15 protein-coding genes are annotated in these 17,120 nt (G+C 74.8%); all 15 read right to left on the bottom strand.

Annotated features, from left to right (window positions below):
* Positions 1 to 190: 190 nt before the first annotated feature.
* The 15 genes from FB388_RS09900 to FB388_RS09830 all read right to left on the bottom strand — a co-directional run bounded on the left by FB388_RS09900 (position 191) and on the right by FB388_RS09830 (position 16,993).
* Positions 191 to 1,372 carry a hypothetical protein gene (locus tag FB388_RS09900; RefSeq protein WP_142099634.1) on the bottom strand — a complete coding sequence of 394 codons (1,182 nt, stop codon included), beginning with the start codon at positions 1,370 to 1,372 and terminating at the stop codon, positions 191 to 193.
* Positions 1,373 to 1,437: 65 nt separating this feature from the next.
* Positions 1,438 to 2,262 carry a DivIVA-like cell division protein Wag31 gene (gene wag31, locus FB388_RS09895; protein WP_142099632.1) on the bottom strand — a complete coding sequence of 275 codons (825 nt, stop codon included), beginning with the start codon at positions 2,260 to 2,262 and terminating at the stop codon, positions 1,438 to 1,440.
* Positions 2,263 to 2,309: 47 nt separating this feature from the next.
* Positions 2,310 to 2,603 (bottom strand): YggT family protein, encoded by a 294-nt coding sequence (locus FB388_RS09890; protein WP_142099630.1) that lies wholly within the window; start codon positions 2,601 to 2,603, stop codon positions 2,310 to 2,312.
* A 29-nt stretch (positions 2,604 to 2,632) separates the two neighbouring features.
* Positions 2,633 to 3,331 carry a cell division protein SepF gene (locus FB388_RS09885; protein ID WP_142099628.1) on the bottom strand — a complete coding sequence of 233 codons (699 nt, stop codon included), beginning with the start codon at positions 3,329 to 3,331 and terminating at the stop codon, positions 2,633 to 2,635.
* A 57-nt stretch (positions 3,332 to 3,388) separates the two neighbouring features.
* On the bottom strand, positions 3,389 to 4,123 hold the full coding sequence (locus FB388_RS09880) for a YggS family pyridoxal phosphate-dependent enzyme (protein WP_142099626.1): 735 nt from the start codon (positions 4,121 to 4,123) through the stop codon (positions 3,389 to 3,391).
* 107 nt (positions 4,124 to 4,230) lie between these two features.
* Positions 4,231 to 4,923, bottom strand: coding sequence for a peptidoglycan editing factor PgeF (gene pgeF / locus FB388_RS09875; protein ID WP_425468537.1), 693 nt, complete (start codon positions 4,921 to 4,923; stop codon positions 4,231 to 4,233).
* Positions 4,924 to 4,940: 17 nt separating this feature from the next.
* Positions 4,941 to 6,467, bottom strand: coding sequence for a cell division protein FtsZ (ftsZ, locus tag FB388_RS09870; protein WP_142099624.1), 1,527 nt, complete (start codon positions 6,465 to 6,467; stop codon positions 4,941 to 4,943).
* 235 nt (positions 6,468 to 6,702) lie between these two features.
* A complete protein-coding gene (locus FB388_RS09865; protein WP_142099622.1) occupies positions 6,703 to 7,512 on the bottom strand; it encodes a cell division protein FtsQ/DivIB in 810 nt (269 codons plus the stop codon).
* Positions 7,509 to 8,918, bottom strand: a complete 1,410-nt coding sequence (murC, locus tag FB388_RS09860; protein ID WP_142099621.1) for a UDP-N-acetylmuramate--L-alanine ligase — start codon at positions 8,916 to 8,918, stop codon at positions 7,509 to 7,511. Before murC ends, FB388_RS09865 begins: the two co-directional genes overlap by 4 nt.
* Positions 8,915 to 10,048 carry an undecaprenyldiphospho-muramoylpentapeptide beta-N-acetylglucosaminyltransferase gene (murG, locus tag FB388_RS09855; protein WP_142099620.1) on the bottom strand — a complete coding sequence of 378 codons (1,134 nt, stop codon included), beginning with the start codon at positions 10,046 to 10,048 and terminating at the stop codon, positions 8,915 to 8,917. The genes murC and murG overlap by 4 nt, the downstream gene beginning before the upstream one ends.
* A complete protein-coding gene (ftsW, locus tag FB388_RS09850; protein WP_246121792.1) occupies positions 10,045 to 11,472 on the bottom strand; it encodes a putative lipid II flippase FtsW in 1,428 nt (475 codons plus the stop codon). Before ftsW ends, murG begins: the two co-directional genes overlap by 4 nt.
* Positions 11,469 to 12,878 (bottom strand): UDP-N-acetylmuramoyl-L-alanine--D-glutamate ligase, encoded by a 1,410-nt coding sequence (gene murD, locus FB388_RS09845; RefSeq protein ID WP_142102843.1) that lies wholly within the window; start codon positions 12,876 to 12,878, stop codon positions 11,469 to 11,471. Before murD ends, ftsW begins: the two co-directional genes overlap by 4 nt.
* A 95-nt stretch (positions 12,879 to 12,973) precedes the next feature.
* Complete coding sequence (gene mraY, locus FB388_RS09840; protein ID WP_142099618.1) at positions 12,974 to 14,044, bottom strand: phospho-N-acetylmuramoyl-pentapeptide-transferase; 1,071 nt, start codon at positions 14,042 to 14,044, stop codon at positions 12,974 to 12,976.
* Positions 14,041 to 15,459, bottom strand: coding sequence for a UDP-N-acetylmuramoyl-tripeptide--D-alanyl-D-alanine ligase (locus FB388_RS09835; protein ID WP_142099616.1), 1,419 nt, complete (start codon positions 15,457 to 15,459; stop codon positions 14,041 to 14,043). Before FB388_RS09835 ends, mraY begins: the two co-directional genes overlap by 4 nt.
* Positions 15,460 to 15,514: 55 nt before the next feature.
* Entirely contained in the window at positions 15,515 to 16,993 is a 1,479-nt protein-coding gene (locus tag FB388_RS09830; RefSeq protein ID WP_425468558.1) for a UDP-N-acetylmuramoyl-L-alanyl-D-glutamate--2,6-diaminopimelate ligase, read from the bottom strand.
* Positions 16,994 to 17,120: the final 127 nt, after the last annotated feature.

Here is a 17,120-nt window from a genome sequence, read left to right as displayed (position 1 = left end):
CGGTACCACCCCGCTTGCCGCCCCGTGACGGGACGGCCTCTCGTTCGACGGCTGTGACGGGCCGCTCCCGTCCGGTTCTACTCCGCCCCGTGGGGGCGTTTCTTCCGGAGGCTCCCCGGTGATGGCCGGATCGGTGCCTGTACGAGCAAGGGTAGCGCCCGGGCGCCACCCGGTATTCCGCCGGGCCCGCCTACCTGGTGGCGGTCTCCTGGGCGGCGAGGGTGCGGACGGGGCTGCACCAGGCGCACGGGGTGAAGCCCAGCTCGACGGCCTCGCGGGCCGGCAACGGGATCGTGGCCTTCCCGGTGAGGGCACGGCAGCTGCTCAGGTGGTAGCGCGGCTGCTCGTCGACGACCAGCACCTCGTTCTCCAGCCCGGCGACGACCGCAGCTGCCGCGGGGTCGCGCTGCTCCTCCGGCGGCTCTGCATCACCCGCAGGGGCCGCCGCGGCATCCGCGGCGCCGTCCTCGGCGGCGGTGCCGTTCGTGGCAACGGGCGCGGCCGCGGTGTCGGAACCCTGCGTCGCGGGCGCACTCTCCGCCGGCTCCACGGCTCCCGCCGGCTCGACACCGGCGTCCGGGGCCTCGGACACCGGGGCTGCCGGCTCGTCCTCGGCCGGCTCCTCGCCGGAGGTACCGGCAGCGTCGGTCCCTCGGGAGACGCCCTCGGGCTCGCGGGCGGCGGGCGCCACCGTGGTGGGGCTGTCGCCTGCCGGCCCGTCGACGCGGCCGTTGGTGACCGCCTCGGTGGGCGGTGCACCGGGCGACACCGTGGGAGGCACGGACGCGCTCGGCTCGGCCGCGGCGGGCTCGCCCGTCGTGGGCGCGGCCGTCGTCGGCGCGGCCGTCGACGGGCCCGCGTCGTCCCCGGCGGACGCCTCCTCGCCCGCACCCGTCGATGGGGTGTCGGCGGTAGCCGGAGAACCCGATTTTGTCACGCTGAGTGACGAATCAGCGCTCGACCGGGCGTTCTCCCGAGAAGCGCTGGACGGTTGTTCCGCAGAGGCGGACGGTTGCACGACGGGCATCACGACGGTCTTCGTGGTGTCCGACGCGTCGTCGTACCGCTCACCGGTCGCTCCCGCGGCGGTGCGACCAGGTGTATCGGCCGACCTCGGGATGACCGGGAGCACCTCTGTGACCGGCTCCGGGTCGTGGCTGCGGGTGCGCGGGAGCTCCGTGACGGGCGCAGCGGCCGCCTCGGCGCCGGCCCGGACTGCGCTCCGCCGCTGCAGCCAGTCGATGAGCAGGACCGCAGCGGCGGCAACGCTCACACCGACGGACACCCACGCCCACAGGACGCTGCCGGACAGCAGCGCCACCACCAGCAGGCCGAAGGCGATCAGAACGAGGATCAGGACCAGCAGCAGCACGTCTCACTCCGTCTTGCGGAGGTGCGGCACATCTCTTGGGCCGCACCCACCCGGGTCGGTCGAGGTCAGCTCCCGGCGTCGGCGCGCTGGCCGTAGCCGGTGGAGGCGTATCCGCCGTTCGAGCTGGACCGGCTGTCGGACGGCGCCGCGGAGCCGCGTTCCCCGAGGTCGCGCAGCTGCGACTCCAGGTACGTCTTGAGCCGGGTTCGGTACTCGCGCTCGAACGTCCGCAGCTCGTCGATCTTCTTCTCGAGCACGGACTTGTCGCGCGTGATCGTGCCGATGATCTCGGCCTGCTTGCGCTCGGCGTCACCGACCAGCGTGGCGGCCTTGTCGCGCGACTGCCTCTCCAGGGTGTCGGCCCTGGTGCGCGCGTCGTTGAGCATCGTCTCGGCCCGCGCGCGGGCGTCGTTGACGAGCGCATCCGACTTGCTGCGCGCCTCGGAGAGCAGCTGCTCCGACTTGGTGCGGGCGTCGCTGAGCATCGCGTCGGCCTCGGACTTGGCCTCGGCGGTGAGCCGCTCGGCCATCTCCTGGGCCATGCTCAGGACCTTCGCCACCTGCACGTGGTGGTCGCCGCCCTCGGAATCGAGCGCCACCCCCATCGAGCGTGGTGGCTCGGGCCGCTGGATCTGCTGCGTTGGCGGGGAGACCGCGCCCATCGCAGCAGGCCGCGAGCGGGCCTCTTCCAGATCGGCCTGTGCGTTCCCGAGACGCTGGTCGAGCTGAGAGACCTGCTCGCGCAGGTCCTCGTTCTCCTCGATCAGGCGAGCCAGCTCGGCCTCGACCAGGTCCAGGAACGCGTCGACCTCGTCCTCGTTGTACCCCCGCTTCCCGATCGGGGGCTTGCTGAACGCGACGTTGTGGACGTCGGCGGGCGTCAGCGGCATCGGATCACCTCATGCAGTCCTCGGCGGCGGCACCGTGTGACTGGGGCTCACAACGGCGTCGGCTGGGCAACGTTCATCAGTATGAACACCACCAGCAGTAGAACCATAATCGACAGGTCCAGTCCCACGCCGCCAATCCGGAGGACGGGGATCACTCTCCGCAACAACTTCACAGGCGGGTCGGTTGCCGTGAAGATCAGTTCGAGGGCGACGGCGCTGGGACCCACCGGCACCCACTGGCGCGCGAAGCTGCGCACGAGCTCCACCACGATGCGGCTCACGAGCAGGAGCCAGAAGAAGAACAGCAGGTAGTAGAGGACGAACTGGATGGCGAGGGACACGGCGCCGATCCTAGCTGCGCGGGGTGTTCCTACTCCGCCCGGAAGCCGCGATCCGCGTCGGAGACGCCTCCGGAGACGCTCCGCTGGGCGAGCATCCGCGCGTCGTCGGCAGACACCTCGACGTCGGCGGGTGTGAGCAGGAAGACCCTGTTGGTGACCTTGTCGAACCCGCCGTGGAGGGCGAACACGAGCCCCGCTGCGAAGTCGACGAGCCGCTTGGCCTCCGCGGCCTCGAGCTCGGTCAGGTTCATGATCACCGGAACGCCGCTGCGGTACCGCTCGCCGATCGTGCGCGCGTCCCGGTAGCTGCGGGGCTGCAGCGTGGTGATGCGGCTCAGCGCGGCCGCGCCCGTCGCGGGGCGATCACGCTGCTCGGGAACGGCGGCCGGCACCGGGGCGACCGACCGGAGCGGTTCCTGCAGGTCAGGCTCCATGGCGAGCGCGCCGCGAACCGGGGAGGCCACCCCGGTCGGGCCACGGCCGGGCGTGCGGTCGACCGCGACCGGACGGGCCGGGCGGCGGTCCCACTCGTCGTCGTAGCGGTCGCGCCGGCCGGGGTCGGACTCGTCCTCGTAGGAGAAGCGGTCGTCCCAGCGGTCGTTGGCGTAGTCGCGGGGTGAGCGGCGGGGCTCGGCATAGCGGTCCGCGAGCGGTTCGTCGGCGTACTCGCCCAGCTCCTCGGCGGGCACCATGCCGAAGTAGGCCTTGAGCCGGTACATCGCGCCCATCCGCGCTCCCATCATCGACTGCCCCGACGGCCGGTCACTGCCCCCAGCGACCGACGATCACCGCGAGGTTAACGGTCGTTCCCCCACAAGAGCCGTTCCGACACGCACGACACCCGATCCGTGCCGGATCGCGGCCTCCAGATCGCCGCTCATGCCGGCCGAGAGGACCGTGGCCTGCGGAAACCGATCACGGAGCGCGGACGCGGCTTCGGCGACGTCCGCGAACGCGGAGTCCGGATCGGCCCCGAGCGGGGCCACCGCCATCAGCCCGGCGAGGTGCAGCCCGGCGCACGTGGCGACGTGTTCGGCGAGCGGGAACAGGTCCGGTCGGGGCACGCCTCCTCGCAGTGGGTCACCGTCCACGCTGTACTGCAGCAGAATCGGTAACCGATCGGTGCGCCCACCGGTCTCTCGTTCGCGCCGTACGGCCGCATCCAATGCGTCCGCGAGCCGGGTCGAATCCACAGACTCCACCCGATCGGCCCAGCGCACCACGGACCTGGCCTTGTTCCGCTGCAGGCTCCCGACGAAATGCCACCGCGGATGTGCCTCCGGACGCAGCGCGGCAACGGCGGCGACCTTCTCCCCGGCCTCCTGCACGCGGTTCTCCCCGAAGGCGGTGAGGCCGAGATCCAGCAGCGTCGCGACGTCCTCGGCGGGCACCGTCTTGGTCACCGCGAGCAGTTCCACCGAGGCCGGGTCCCGGCCGGCGGCGACGCACGCCGCCTCGATCCGCTCCCGGACAGCGGCGAGCCGCCGCGCAAGCTCCTCACGTCGATCCACGCGCACCATCGAACCCTCCGCGCCACGCCGGGGAGCGAACGGCCCCGTTCCGACGAACGGCGCGTTCGTCGGATAGGTACCGACCAGCGAGCCGTTCGTCGGGAAAGGGGGCTGTCTCAGCGGGGGTCGAGCCAGGTGATCGCCGCCTGGCGGCCGCTGCGCGGGTCCCGGCGGTGGCTGTACAGCTCGGGGGTCTCGCGCGTGCAGCGCGGGTCGCCGCCGATGCGGGCGACGCCCAGCTCCGTGAGCTGGTGGTAGAGCCCGGCGCGCAGGTCGAGTCCCGGCGTTCCCCGCCGGGTGCGCACGGCGCTGCCGGGGAGGCGGGCGTCCACCTCCGCGCGCATCGCGGCCGGCACTTCGTAGCAGCCGCCGCAGATCGCGGGGCCGAGCAGCACCTCGACCGCGTCCCGCCGCGCGCCGAGCGCCTCCATGGCGGCCACGGTGGCCGGCAGCACCCCCGCAGCGGCGCCGACCCGGCCCGCGTGGGCGGCCCCGACGACCCCGGCGACGGGGTCGGCCAGCAGCACCGGGACGCAGTCGGCGGCCAGCACGGCGATGCCCACCCCTGGAAGGGCGGTGACGACGGCGTCCGTGCCGGGCACGTCCGGGGCGTCGGGGGCGGGCACCGTGTCGATCGTGGCCACCCGGGTGCCGTGCACCTGCTCGAGGAACACGACCGGCACCCCGAGCTCGCGACGCAGCCGCGCCCGGTTCGCGGCGACCGCCGCCGGGTCGTCCCCGACGAGCGCGGAGAGGTTGAACGAGGCGAAGTCGCCGCGCGAGCGGCCGCCGGCCCGGGTGCTCACCACCCGCCGGACGCGAGGACTCACCGCTTCATGAACGGCGGAACGTCCACGTCGTCGTCGAGGTCGGTGACGTCGACCGGCTGCGTGTAGAGGGGAGCCGAGGAGCGTTCCGACACGTGCGGGCGCTGGGGCTCGGGCACCGGCTGCTCGTACGCGGCCTCCCGGCGCGGGGCGTCCGGTTGGCGCTGCAGGGGCGTGTACCCGGTGCCACCGGCCGCGGGCGGGGTGGCGGGCGGGAGGGTGCCTGCCTGGTTCGGGGCGGTCGGGTGGGCCGGCTGGCCCGTGGCCGCGCCACGTCCGCTGGTGTACGGCGTGGACTGTGCGGCTGCCGAACCGTTGCCGGCGGCGTGCCCCGCGCCGTTCTGGGCACCGTTGCCGTTCGGGACCGACGCCGACGGCGGCGGGCTCGACGGCGGCGGGCTCGGCTGGCTGCCGGGCACCGTGGGGGGCGGGGCGGCGGGCGCGCTCGGGGCGGCGGCGGGCGCCGAGCCGTTGCCGGCGGCGGACGCCGTGGTGCCGCTCACGCCGGCGGCGATCACCCCGGGGGACGTCTTCTCCTGCGACTTGAACGCGGTGGGCTCGAGCTTCTTGTGCGTCGGCCCGCCCGCCTCGAAGCCCGCGGCGATGACGGTGACCCGCACCTCGTCGCCGAGGGAGTCGTCGATCACCGTGCCGAAGATGATGTTGGCCTCGGGGTGCGCCGCCTCCTGTACGAGCGAGGCGGCCTCGTTGATCTCGAAGAGGCCGAGGTCCGACCCACCCGCGATCGACAGCAGCACGCCCTGCGCCCCGTCCATCGAGGCCTCGAGCAGCGGCGAGTTGATCGCCTTGCCGGCGGCCTGCACGGCGCGCCCCTCCCCGCGGGAGGACCCGATGCCCATCAGGGCGCTGCCCGCGCCCGACATGACGGACTTGACGTCGGCGAAGTCGAGGTTGATCAGACCCGGGGTGGTGATCAGGTTCGTGATGCCCTGCACACCGGACAGCAGCACCTCGTCGGCCGAGCGGAAGGCGTCCATCAGCGAGACACCCACGTCGCCGAGCTGCAGCAGCCGGTCGTTCGGAATCACGATGAGCGTGTCGCACTCGTTGCGCAGGGAGGTGATGCCCTCCTCGGCCTGCCCCGCCCGGCGGCGCCCCTCGAACGTGAACGGCCGGGTGACGACGCCGATCGTGAGCGCGCCGAGCTTCCGCGCGATCGAGGCGACGACGGGCGCGCCGCCGGTGCCGGTGCCACCGCCCTCGCCGGCGGTGACGAAGACCATGTCGGCCCCCTTGAGGACCTCCTCGATCTCCTCGCGGTGGTCCTCGGCGGCCTTGCGCCCGACCTCGGGGTTGGCGCCCGCGCCAAGGCCGCGGGTCAGCTCCCGCCCGATGTCGAGCTTCACGTCGGCGTCGGACATCAGGAGGGCCTGCGCGTCCGTGTTCACCGCGATGAACTCGACGCCCTTCAGGCCGACCTCGATCATGCGGTTGACGGCGTTGACGCCGCCGCCACCGATGCCGACGACCTTTATCACGGCCAGGTAGTTGTGCGGGGGCGTCATAAGGGCGCACCTTCCAGTCAAGCTCGGGTCCGTCCCCGGGGGTCCGGGCCATCCAGGGAGACGCTAGGTCTCGTCCCGGTCTCGGTCCAGCAGGCGCGCCGCTGGCACGCCAGCCCCCAAAGGGGTCGATCTTCAATGCTGATCTTCCCCTCCGGCCCGCCAGAACGGGCCAGCGGGGGCCGCGCGTCACCATAGCGGGCGATCCGACGACACCCGACCGGTGCGCGGTATCGGATCAGCGGCGGATCGTGGGCAGGTCCGGGCTCGTCACGTCGTAGACGGTGCCGGGCTGGGTGAGCAGCGCGGTGAGGGCGGCGGCCTTCTCCTCCGCCCGCTCCGGTGTGCCCCAGCGCACCTCCTTGCCGTCGAGCATGCGCAGTGTCACCTGGCCGGGGGCGCCGGGCGCCATGACGCTGGCGCCCGCGGTCTCGACCTGCGCGCGCAGGGCGTCCGGCAGCGCCGTGAGCACGGTCACGGCGGCGACCGTCACCGGGTCACCGGAGCGCGGCGTGGTCGTCAGCCGGGGCAGGCCGGGCGGGGGTGCGCCCGGGTAGACGACGCCGGAGCGGTCGACGAGCGCAGGCCCCCGCGACGTCGTGACCGTCGCCACCGGCACCCGCTCCGTGACCGCGACGGTGACCGTGTGGGGCCACGACCGCCCCACGGACACCGACTCGACCGGGGGCAGGGCCGCCACCCGGGTGGCCACGCCCTCGACGTCGACGGCGGCGAGCGGGGTGCGGGCCTGCACCGCGGCCGCCGCGAGGACGTCGGCCTCCGACACCGTGACGGCGCCGGTCACCTCCACCAGCTCGACGTCGAACAGACCGGCGTCGTAGAGCAGCACGCGGACCCCGAAGCCGAGGGTGACGAGCAGCAGCAGCCCGGCCACCAGGGCGGCGAGACGCCTGCGCCGGTAGCGCTCCTTCGACACCGGACGGGGAAGGGGGCGCTCCGGGTCGCGGGGCGGGCGGGTGGCCGGCCGGTCGGCGACGGCACGACCGACTCCGCGTTCACCCCGCCGTCCACGACCCGGGCGACTCACCGCTCGCCCTCCCGCTTCTCCAGCTCGAGGAGGATCTCCGGCGCCAGGACGGTGACGTCGCCCGCGCCCATCGTGACGACGAGGTCGCCCGCCGCGGCGATGTCGGCCACGACGGAGGGCACGTCCTCCCAGCGGGGAACGAAGCGCACGCGGTCCCGGGGCAGCGGCACAGCGTCGGCGATCAGCGCCCCGCTCACCCCGGGCTGCGGGTCCTCCCGCGCGCCGTACACGTCGAGCACGACCACCTCGTCGGCGAGCCCGAGCGCCGCTCCGAACTCGGCGGCGAAGTCGCGGGTGCGGGAGTAGAGGTGCGGCTGGAACGCCACCACCACCCGGCCCCGCCCGTCGACCCGCCCCTCGGCCACCTGGCGCGCGGCCCGCAGCTGGGCCGCGACCTTGCTCGGGTGGTGGGCGTAGTCGTCGTACACCGCGACGCCCGCGGCCCGGCCGCGGAACTCGAACCGCCGCCGCACACCGTCGAACGCGGCGAGCCCGGCGAGCAGCGCGTCGGGATCGGCGCCCAGCTCGACGCCCGCGAGCAGCGCGCCGAGCGCGTTGAGCGCCATGTGCTCCCCGGGCACGGCGAGCCGCAGGAGGTGCTCACGGCCCTGATGAGCCAGCACGATCCGGGCGCCGGTGCCGTCGGGGCGGAACTCGACGAGCCGCGCGTCGGCGGCGGCGCCGACGCCGTACCGGCGCACCCGGATGCCGCGAGCCTCAGCGCGGGAGGCGAGCGCGGCGGCGCCCGGGTCGTCCACGCACGTCACGAGCGCTCCACCGGGCTCGATCCGGCCCAGGAACTCGTCGAACGCGGCGACGTAGGCCTCGGCGCTGCCGTAGTGGTCGAGGTGGTCGGCCTCCACGTTCGTCACCACCGCCACCGCGGGCGAGAACGCGAGGAACGACGCGTCGCTCTCGTCGGCCTCCACGACGAACACGTCACCGCTGCCCTCGTGCGCACCCGAACCGGACGCCGCGAGGTCGCCCCCGATCGCGAAGGAAGGGTCGAGCCCGCTGTGCTGCAGCGCCACCGTGAGCATCGAGGTGGTGGACGTCTTGCCGGCCGTGCCGGTGACGGCGGCCAGCCGCCGCCCCTCCGTGAGCGCGGCGAGCGCCTGCGCCCGGTGCACGACCGGCAGGCCGCGCTCACGCGCGGCGGCCAGCTCCGGGTTGCTCTCCCGGATCGCCGACGACACCACCACGGTGGCCGGCGGCTCCGGCAGGTGCGCCGCGTCGTGCCCGACGGCGACGTCCGCGCCCAGCGCGCGCAGCGCCAGCACCGTGCGGGAGTCCTTGGCGTCCGACCCGGACACCGCCGCACCCCTGGCCAGCAGGATCCGCGCGATGCCGCTCATCCCGGCGCCGCCGATCCCGATCAGGTGCACGCGCTTCGCGAGCTCGATCATCGATCCCTCCACGGCGGCAGCACCTGCGTGGCAGGCTCCGGCGTCGCACCGACCAGCTCGAGGACCATGCGGGCGAGCGTATCGGCGGCGTCCGCGTGCCCCGACGAGCGCGCGGCGGCCCCGGCCTCGGCCAGCCTGAGCGGGTCGCGAAGCAGCGGCGCGAGCTCGGCTACCACCCGCTCGCCGGTGAGGTCGGCGTCGTCGACCAGCACCCCACCTCCCGCGGCCACCACCGGGCGGGCGTTGAGCGACTGCTCGCCGTTGCCGTGCGGCAGCGGCACGTAGACGGCGGGCAGGCCCACGGCCGACACCTCCGCGACGGTCGTGGCGCCTGCGCGGCACAGCACGGCGTCGGCTGCGGCGTAGGCGAGGTCCATCCGCTCGATGTACGGCAAGCCGAGGTACCCCCGCGCGGGCGGCGCGGGCTCCCCGCCCTTGCCGTGCGCGTGCAGCACCGCGATCCCGGCCCGCAGCAGCTCGGGCAGCGCCGCAGCCACCGCGGTGTTGAGCGTGCGGGCGCCGAGCGAGCCACCGAACACGAGCAGCACCGGCCCGTGCGGCGGCAGGCCGAAGAACTTGCGGGCCTGCGGGCGCAGGCTCTCGCGGTTCAGCGCGGTGATGGACCGCCGCAGCGGCATCCCGACCACCCGCTCGCCGGGCAGCCCGCTGCCCGGCACCGCCACCGCGACGATGTCGGCGAAGCGGGCGCCGACCTTGTTGGCGAGGCCCGCGCGGGCGTTCGCCTCGTGCACGACGATCGGGACCCGCCCGCGGGCGCCCAGGTACGCGGGGAGCGCGACGTAACCACCGAACCCGACCACGGCCTGGGCGTCGACCCCGGCGAGCACCTCGCGCACGCGCCCGACGGCGCTGCGGACCTTGCCCGGGAGCCGCAGCAGGTCGGCGCTCGGCTTGCGCGGCAGCGGCACCGGCGGGATCAGCTCGAGGGGGTAGCCGCGAGCCGGGATGAGCGTGGTGTCCAGGCCCTTCTCGGTGCCGAGTGCGGTGATCCGGGCATCCGGCCGCAGCGCGCGCACGGCATCGGCGAAGGCGAGCGCGGGCTCGATGTGCCCGCCGCTCCCGCCACCCGCGATGACGATCGACGGCCCGCCGGTGGACGGCCGGGTCATCGCACCCGCCCTCGCTGCACGGGGGCCCGGTACGGCTCGGGCAGCGGCAGCCGCAGCAGCCGGGGGAGGTGGCCCTGGCCGTGCTGCTTCAACGCCGCGATGGCTTCGGGCTCGTGCCGCGCCGCGTTGGCGAGCACCCCGAAGACGAACATGGTGACCACGAGGGACGTGCCTCCCGAGGAGATCAGCGGGAGCTGCAGCCCGGTCACCGGCAGCAGCCCCACGACGTACCCGATGTTGATGGCGGCCTGCGCCACGAGCCAGGTTGTCGACGTCGCGACGACCAGCCGCAGCCACGGGTCGACGCTGCGCGCGGCGATCCGGAAGCCGGTGTAGGCGAGCGTCGCGAAGAGCGCCAGCACCGCGAACGCGCCGATGAAGCCCAGCTCCTCGGCCACGATCGCGAAGATGAAGTCGTTGTGGGCGTTGGGCAGGTAGCTCCACTTGGCGCGGCCCTGCCCGAGGCCCTGCCCGAAGAGGCCCCCGTCGGCGAGCGAGTAGAGCGCCTGCCGGGCCTGGAACCCGGCCTGCTGCGGGTCGGCGCTCGCCGGGGAGAGGAACGCCGTGATGCGACTCATCCGGTACTCGGCGCTGAGCGCGAGCACGATGGCCCCGGCGGTAGCGCCGCCGGACAGGGCGAGGATCAGCCGCATCGGCGCGCCGCCGAAGTACAGCAGCGCCACGAGCACGATGCCGAGCGAGATCGTCATGCCCAGGTCGGGCTGCAGCACCAGCAGCGTCAGCAGCACGACCGTGACCGGCACCACCGGCGACAGCGCGTACTTCCAGCGGTGCATGACGGCCCGGCGCGCCACGAGCACGTGGGCGCCCCACAGCGTGAGCGCCACCTTCACCGCCTCGGACGGCTGCACCGAGAACGCCCCGATCGCGAACCACGCCCGCGACCCGTTGCGGGTGTCCCCGACGAACAGCACCGCCACGAGCGCCAGCGCGCCGACGACGAGCGCCGCGGGCGCGAGCGACCGCAGCCTGCGCGGGGAGATCCGCAGCCCGAGGAAGAACATCAGCAGGCCGGGCACGCAGAACATCAGCTGCCGGGTGAACACCGAGTACGAGGAGCCGTCCGCGGTGAGCGCCTCCACCGAGGATGCGGACAGCACCATGACCAGCCCGAACAGCGTGAGCAGGCCGAACACGCCCAGCACGAGGTGCAGCGAGGTGAGCGGGCGGCGCAGCCACTGGCCGAGGGCAGCGGCCGTGCGGCCGACCGCGAGGCGCAGCCCGTGCGGGCGCGCCGTGATCCTCCTCGCGACCGCGCCCTTGGTGCCCCTCGACGACGCACCCCTCCCCGCGCCCCTCGGTGTCGCGCCCCTCGAGGTCGCGGCCCGCGACGCCGTGCGCACGGAACGGTTCCGCTCCAGGCCCGGGATCCGCTCCCCCGCCCGCGGCCACGGCACGGTCACGACGCCTCCGACCCGGCGCCGCCCAACCCGGTGGCCGCCGCCACGAACCGCTCGCCGCGTTCCGCGTAGTCGGCGAACTGGTCCATCGAGGCCGCGGCCGGGGCGAGCAGGACGACGTCGCCGGGGCGGGCGAGGGCGGCGGCGCGCCGCACGGCGGTCGTCATGACGTCGGTCGTCGGCGTGGAATCGGACACGGGGGCATCGTCACCCGGCACGACCTCGGCGACGGGGAGGTCGGGCGCGTGTCGCGCGAGGGCGGCGACGATCTCGGCGCGGTCGCTGCCGATCACGACTGCGCCGCGGAGCCCGCGGGCGTGCCGCGCGACGAGGTCGTCAACGGAGGCGCCCTTGAGCAGCCCGCCGACGATCCACACGACGGGGGCGGGGGCCTGTGCGGCGAGCGACGCGGCGGCGGCGTGCGGGTTGGTGGCTTTCGAGTCGTCGACGTAGCGGACGCCGTCGACCGTGGCCACCACCCCGCCGCGGTGCGGGCCCGGCCGGAAGTCGTCCAGTCCGGCCCGGACGGCGTCCGGGCCGACGCAGGCGGCCCTGGCGAGGGCCGCGGCGGCGAGCGCGTCGGCGATGCCGGGCGCTCCGGCGGGGTGCACGGTGGCCGCCTCCACGAGCGGGCCGCCGTCGAAGGCGCGGTCGACGAGCATCCCGTCCACGATCCCGAGCTGGTCGGAGGCCGGTTCGCCGAGGGTGACGCCGACCCGCCGCGGTGCAGGGGACTCGGCGAGCAGCGCGGCGGCCGTGGGGTCGTCGACCCCGGCGACGGCGACGTCCGCCCGCAGCGCACGCGCCTTCGCGGCGGCGTACGCGGCGAACGAGCCGTGCCAGTCGAGGTGGTCGTCGGCCACGTTGAGCACGCACCCGGCGAGCGGCCGGATCGACGGCGACCAGTGCAGCTGGAAGCTGGAGAGCTCCACGGCGAGCACCTCGTGGCCCGCCCGCACCGCCTCTACGACGGGGTAGCCGATGTTGCCGCAGGCCACGGCGTCGCGGCCGGCGGCGCGCAGGATCGCCGCCAGCATGCCGGTGGTCGTGGTCTTGCCGTTGGTGCCGGTGACGACGAGCCACGCCGGAGGGCGCTCCAGCGCCTGGCCGATCCACCAGGCCAGCTCGGGCTCCCCCACCAGCGGCGCGCCCGCCGCCGCGGCCGCGGCGACGAGCGGGTGGTCCGGGCGCCGCCCCGGCGAGGTGACGACGAGCGCGGTGCCCGCGGGCACACCGTCCGGGTCGTCACCCGCCTCCGCACCCGGCGGGAGGTCGGCGAGCGCAGCGGGCCGGGCGTCGGTGACGGTGACCCGCGCCCCGATCTCCACCAGCGCCGCAGCGGCCGCGAGCCCCGAGACACCGGCCCCGGCCACGAGCACCGGAGCGCCGGACAGGTCGTCGGGCCTCATCACGCGGTCACGCTCCCAATGGTTCGCGGGCGATGGACATGCTGTGAGTGGACAAGAGTGCTACAGCCCTCGTATCCACTTCCGACCACCTCGGGTCAGCCGCCGCCCGCGGCCGTGAGCCACTCCTGGTAGAAGAGGCCCAGCCCCAGCGCGGCGCACATGGCCGCTAGCAGCCAGAACCGGATGATCACCGTGGTCTCGGCCCACCCCGCGAGCTCGAAGTGGTGGTGGAAGGGCGCCATCCGGAACACCCGGCGGCGGGTGGTGCGGAACACCGCGATCTGCACGGCGACCGACAGCACCTCGACCACGAACACGCCGCCGATCACCACGAGCAGCAGCTCGGTGCGCGTGACGATCGAGAGCCCCGCGATCAGCCCACCGATGGCCAGCGAGCCGGTGTCGCCCATGAAGATCCGGGCGGGCGCGGCGTTCCACCAGAGGAAGCCGATGCAGCCGCCCATCGCGGCGGCCGCGACGAGCGCGACGTCGAGCGGGTCCCGGACCTGGTAGCAGCCGGCGGCGCTGGCGATCGCGCAGTTGTTGCGGAACTGCCAGAACCCGATGATCGTGTAGGTCGCCAGCACGATCGCGCCGGTGCCCGCGGCCAGCCCGTCGAGCCCGTCGGTGAAGTTCACCGCGTTCGACCAGCCGGCGATGATCAGGTTGGCGAGCAGCACGAAGCCGATGGCGCCGAACGACAGCACCGTGATGTCGCGGACGAACGAGAGGCTGTCCGAGGCGGGCGCGAGCCCGTCGGCGTTGGCGAACCGCAGCGCGAGGATGCCGAAGATCGTGGCCGTGAGCACCTGGCCCACGGTCTTCGAGGTCTTGTTGAGGCCCAGGTTGCGGGCCCGGCGCAGCTTGATGAAGTCGTCGAGGAAGCCGACGATCCCCAGCGCCGTGGTGAGGAACAGCACCAGCAGGGCCGACGCCGTGATCGGCTCGCCGGTCAGCAGGTGCGACGCGATGTAGCCGAGCCAGATCGCGAGCAGGATCGCGACCCCGCCCATGGTGGGCGTGCCCCGCTTGGCCTGGTGGCTCTGCGGGCCCTCGGCCCGGATCTCCTGCCCGAACCCCTGCCGGGCGAAGAACCGGATGAGGTAGGGGGTCAGCAGGATCGAGACCGCGAGCGCGACACCCGCGGCGATGAAGACACCTCTCACCGGGGCACCGGTCCCGGAGCCCGCAGCAGCCCGTCGGCCACCCGTTCCAGCCCGGCCGCCCGCGAGGCCTTCACCAGCACGACGTCGCCGGGTCCTGCCTCGGCCCGCAGCAGCTCCACGGCCTCTGCCACGTCCGCCGTTCGCCGGGCTCCCGGGTAGTCGGCGGTGCCGACCGCCACGAGCCGGTCGATGCCGAGGCTGCGGGCGAGCGCGGCGATCTCGGCGTGGGCGGCGGCCGTTGCGTCGCCCTGCTCGGCCATCGTGCCGAGCACGGCCCACGTCCGCCGGGTGCCGTCGCCGAGCGCGGCGAGTGCGGTCAGCGCGGCGCGCATCGACTCGGGGTTGGAGTTATAGGCGTCGTTGACGACCGTGAGACCGTCCGCGCGGTCGGTGACCTCCATCCGCCACTTCGAGGCGGGCTCCGCGGCGCTCAGGGCGGCTGCGACCCCGTCCGGGGTGCCGCCGAGCTCCAGGGCGACGGCCGCTGCGGCGAGCGCGTTGCCCACGTGGTGCTCGCCCACGAGCCGCAGCGCCACCGGCGCGCTCCCGGCGGGCGCCACGAGCGTGAAGCGGGGTTGGCCGCCGTCGAGCCGCACGTCCTCGGCGCGCACCTTCGCCCCGCTGTCGTTCGAGCCGCGCCCGAACGTCACGACCCGGGCCGCCGTGCGTCCCGCCATCCCCGCGACGAGGGGGTCGTCTGCGTTCAGCACCGCGATCCCGTCCGCGGGCAGCGCCTCCACCAGCTCACCCTTGGCCCGCGCGATCGCCTCCACCGAGCCGAACTCCCCGACGTGCGCGCGCCCCACGTTGAGCACCACCCCGATCCGGGGCGGGACCGCGGCGGCGAGCCGCGCGATGTGGCCGACCCCGCGTGCGGAGAACTCGAGCACGAGGTGGCGGGTGGCGGCGTGGGCGCGCAACGCCGTCCAGGGCAGGCCCAGCTCGTTGTTGAACGACCCGGGCGGCGCGACGGTGGGCCCGAGCGGGGCGAGCACCGCGGCCAGCAGGTCCTTCGTGGAGGTCTTGCCGGAGCTGCCGGTGACGCCGACGACCGCGGCGGGCAACGCCCGCACCACGTGTCCGGCGAGCGCCGCCAGCGCGGACAACACGGCGGCGCCCGCGCCGTCGTGGTCGCTCTCGTCGAGGTAGGTACCGCTCTGCCGGGCGACCGGCGGCGCGATCACGGCGGGCGCGTCGACCTCGCGGCCGGCGAGCACCCCCGCGGCCCCGGCGGCCACCGCGCCCGCGGCGTACGCGTGCCCGTCCACCCGCTCACCCGGAAGGGCGACGAACAGGCCGCCCGGCCGGATCGCGCGCGAGTCGAACTCGACGGCGGTCACCCGCTCGTCCCCTGAAGCCCGGTGGAGGCGTCCACCGGTGACGGCGGCGACGTCGGCCAGCCGCATCTCGATCATGCTCTCGTCCTGCTGCTCATCGGCCGTATCCGATCATCCGGGTGCACGGGGCCCGCTACCGCGTTCCCTTGAGTGCTGCGCTCAGCGCCACCGCCAGCTCGGCGGCGTCGTCGAAGGGGTGTTTCACGCCGTCGACCTCCTGGCCCGTCTCGTGCCCCTTCCCGGCGATGACGACGGCGTCCCCCGGCTTCGCGTAGGCGACGGCGGCGGCGATCGCCGCGCGCCGGTCCCCGATCTCCATCAGGTCGCCGGCATGCGGCTCGGCCTTCGCGCCCGCGAGCATCTGCGCGCGGATCTCGGCCGGGTCCTCGCTGCGTGGGTTGTCGTCGGTGACGATCAGCAGCTCGGCGCGCGCGGCGGCGGCCGCGCCCATCCGGGGCCGCTTGCCGCGGTCGCGGTCACCGCCGCAGCCGAGCACGACGATCAGCCGGCCCGCCACCTGCGGGCGCAGCGCGTCGAGCAGCGCGGCGACGGCGCCCGGCTTGTGGGCGTAGTCGACGATCGCGAGGAACGGCTGTCCCTCCTCGACCCGCTGCATCCGCCCGGGCACCGTCACGCGGGTGAAGCCCTCTGCGGCCACCGCGGCGGGCACCCCCGCGGCGTCGAGGCACGCCAGCGCCACCGCCGCGTTGGCGACGTTGAACGCCCCGGGCAGCTGCAGCCGCACGGGCAGCCGGGCGCCGTCGGGGGCGAGCGCGGTGAACGACTGCGTGCCGTCGGGCCCGGTGCGGGCGTCGAGCGCCCGCCACGCCGCGGGACCCGTTGTGGAGACGGTCACCGCGTCCGGCGTACGGGCGGCCAGCCGCCGCCCCCACTCGTCGTCGACGCACACGACCGCGTGCTCGGCCCGCCCGTCGAAGAGCGCGGCCTTGGCCTCGAAGTAGTCCTCCATGTCGCGGTGGAAGTCCAGGTGGTCCTGCGACAGGTTGGTGAAGGCCGCGACGGCGAACCGGGTGCCCGCGACGCGGCCCAGTGCGAGCGCGTGGCTGGACACCTCCATCGCCACGTCGGTGACGCCGTCCTCGGCCATCACGGCGAACAGCGCCTGCAGGTCCGGTGCCTCCGGGGTGGTGAGCGCGGTGGGCAGGCGGCGCCCGTCGATCCGCGTGCCGACGGTGCCGACGAGCCCGGCCGTTCGGCCCGCGGCGGCGAGCCCGGCCTCCAGCAGGTGAGCCGTGGTGGTCTTGCCGCTGGTGCCGGTGACGCCGAGCACGCGCAGGCGCGCGGTGGGGTCGCCGTGGACGAGCGCGGACACCGCGCCGAGCACCTCGCGCGGGCGGGGGTGCACCAGCAGCGGGACGCCTGCCATGGCCGGCCGGCGGGCGCCGTCCGGGTCGGTCAGCACGGCCACGGCGCCTCCGGCGAGCGCGACCTCGGCGTAGTCGGCCCCGTGCGCTCGGGAGCCGGGGAGGGCGGCGAACAGGTCGCCCGGGCGGGCGTCGGACGCCCGGAGCGTGACACCGGTGACGGTCGCCGCGCCCGCGGCCGGTACCCCGATGGCGGCACCGAGCGCGCCGAGCGTCACCGGTCGCACCACCTGCGGACGCGGCGGTGCGCCGGCCGTGGCTGGGGGAGCTTCGCGCGCGGGCGACACGTCGCGGAAGGCTACCGGCGCGCCACTCTGCGCCCCTGCCCGCATCGCCCGCGCGTCACCCCTCCGC

Source organism: Pseudonocardia cypriaca (assembly GCF_006717045.1).
GTDB classification, from domain to species: domain Bacteria; phylum Actinomycetota; class Actinomycetes; order Mycobacteriales; family Pseudonocardiaceae; genus Pseudonocardia; species Pseudonocardia cypriaca.
The sequence above is the reverse complement of the archived record's forward strand: the minus strand, read 5'-3'. Positions and strand labels throughout refer to the sequence as shown.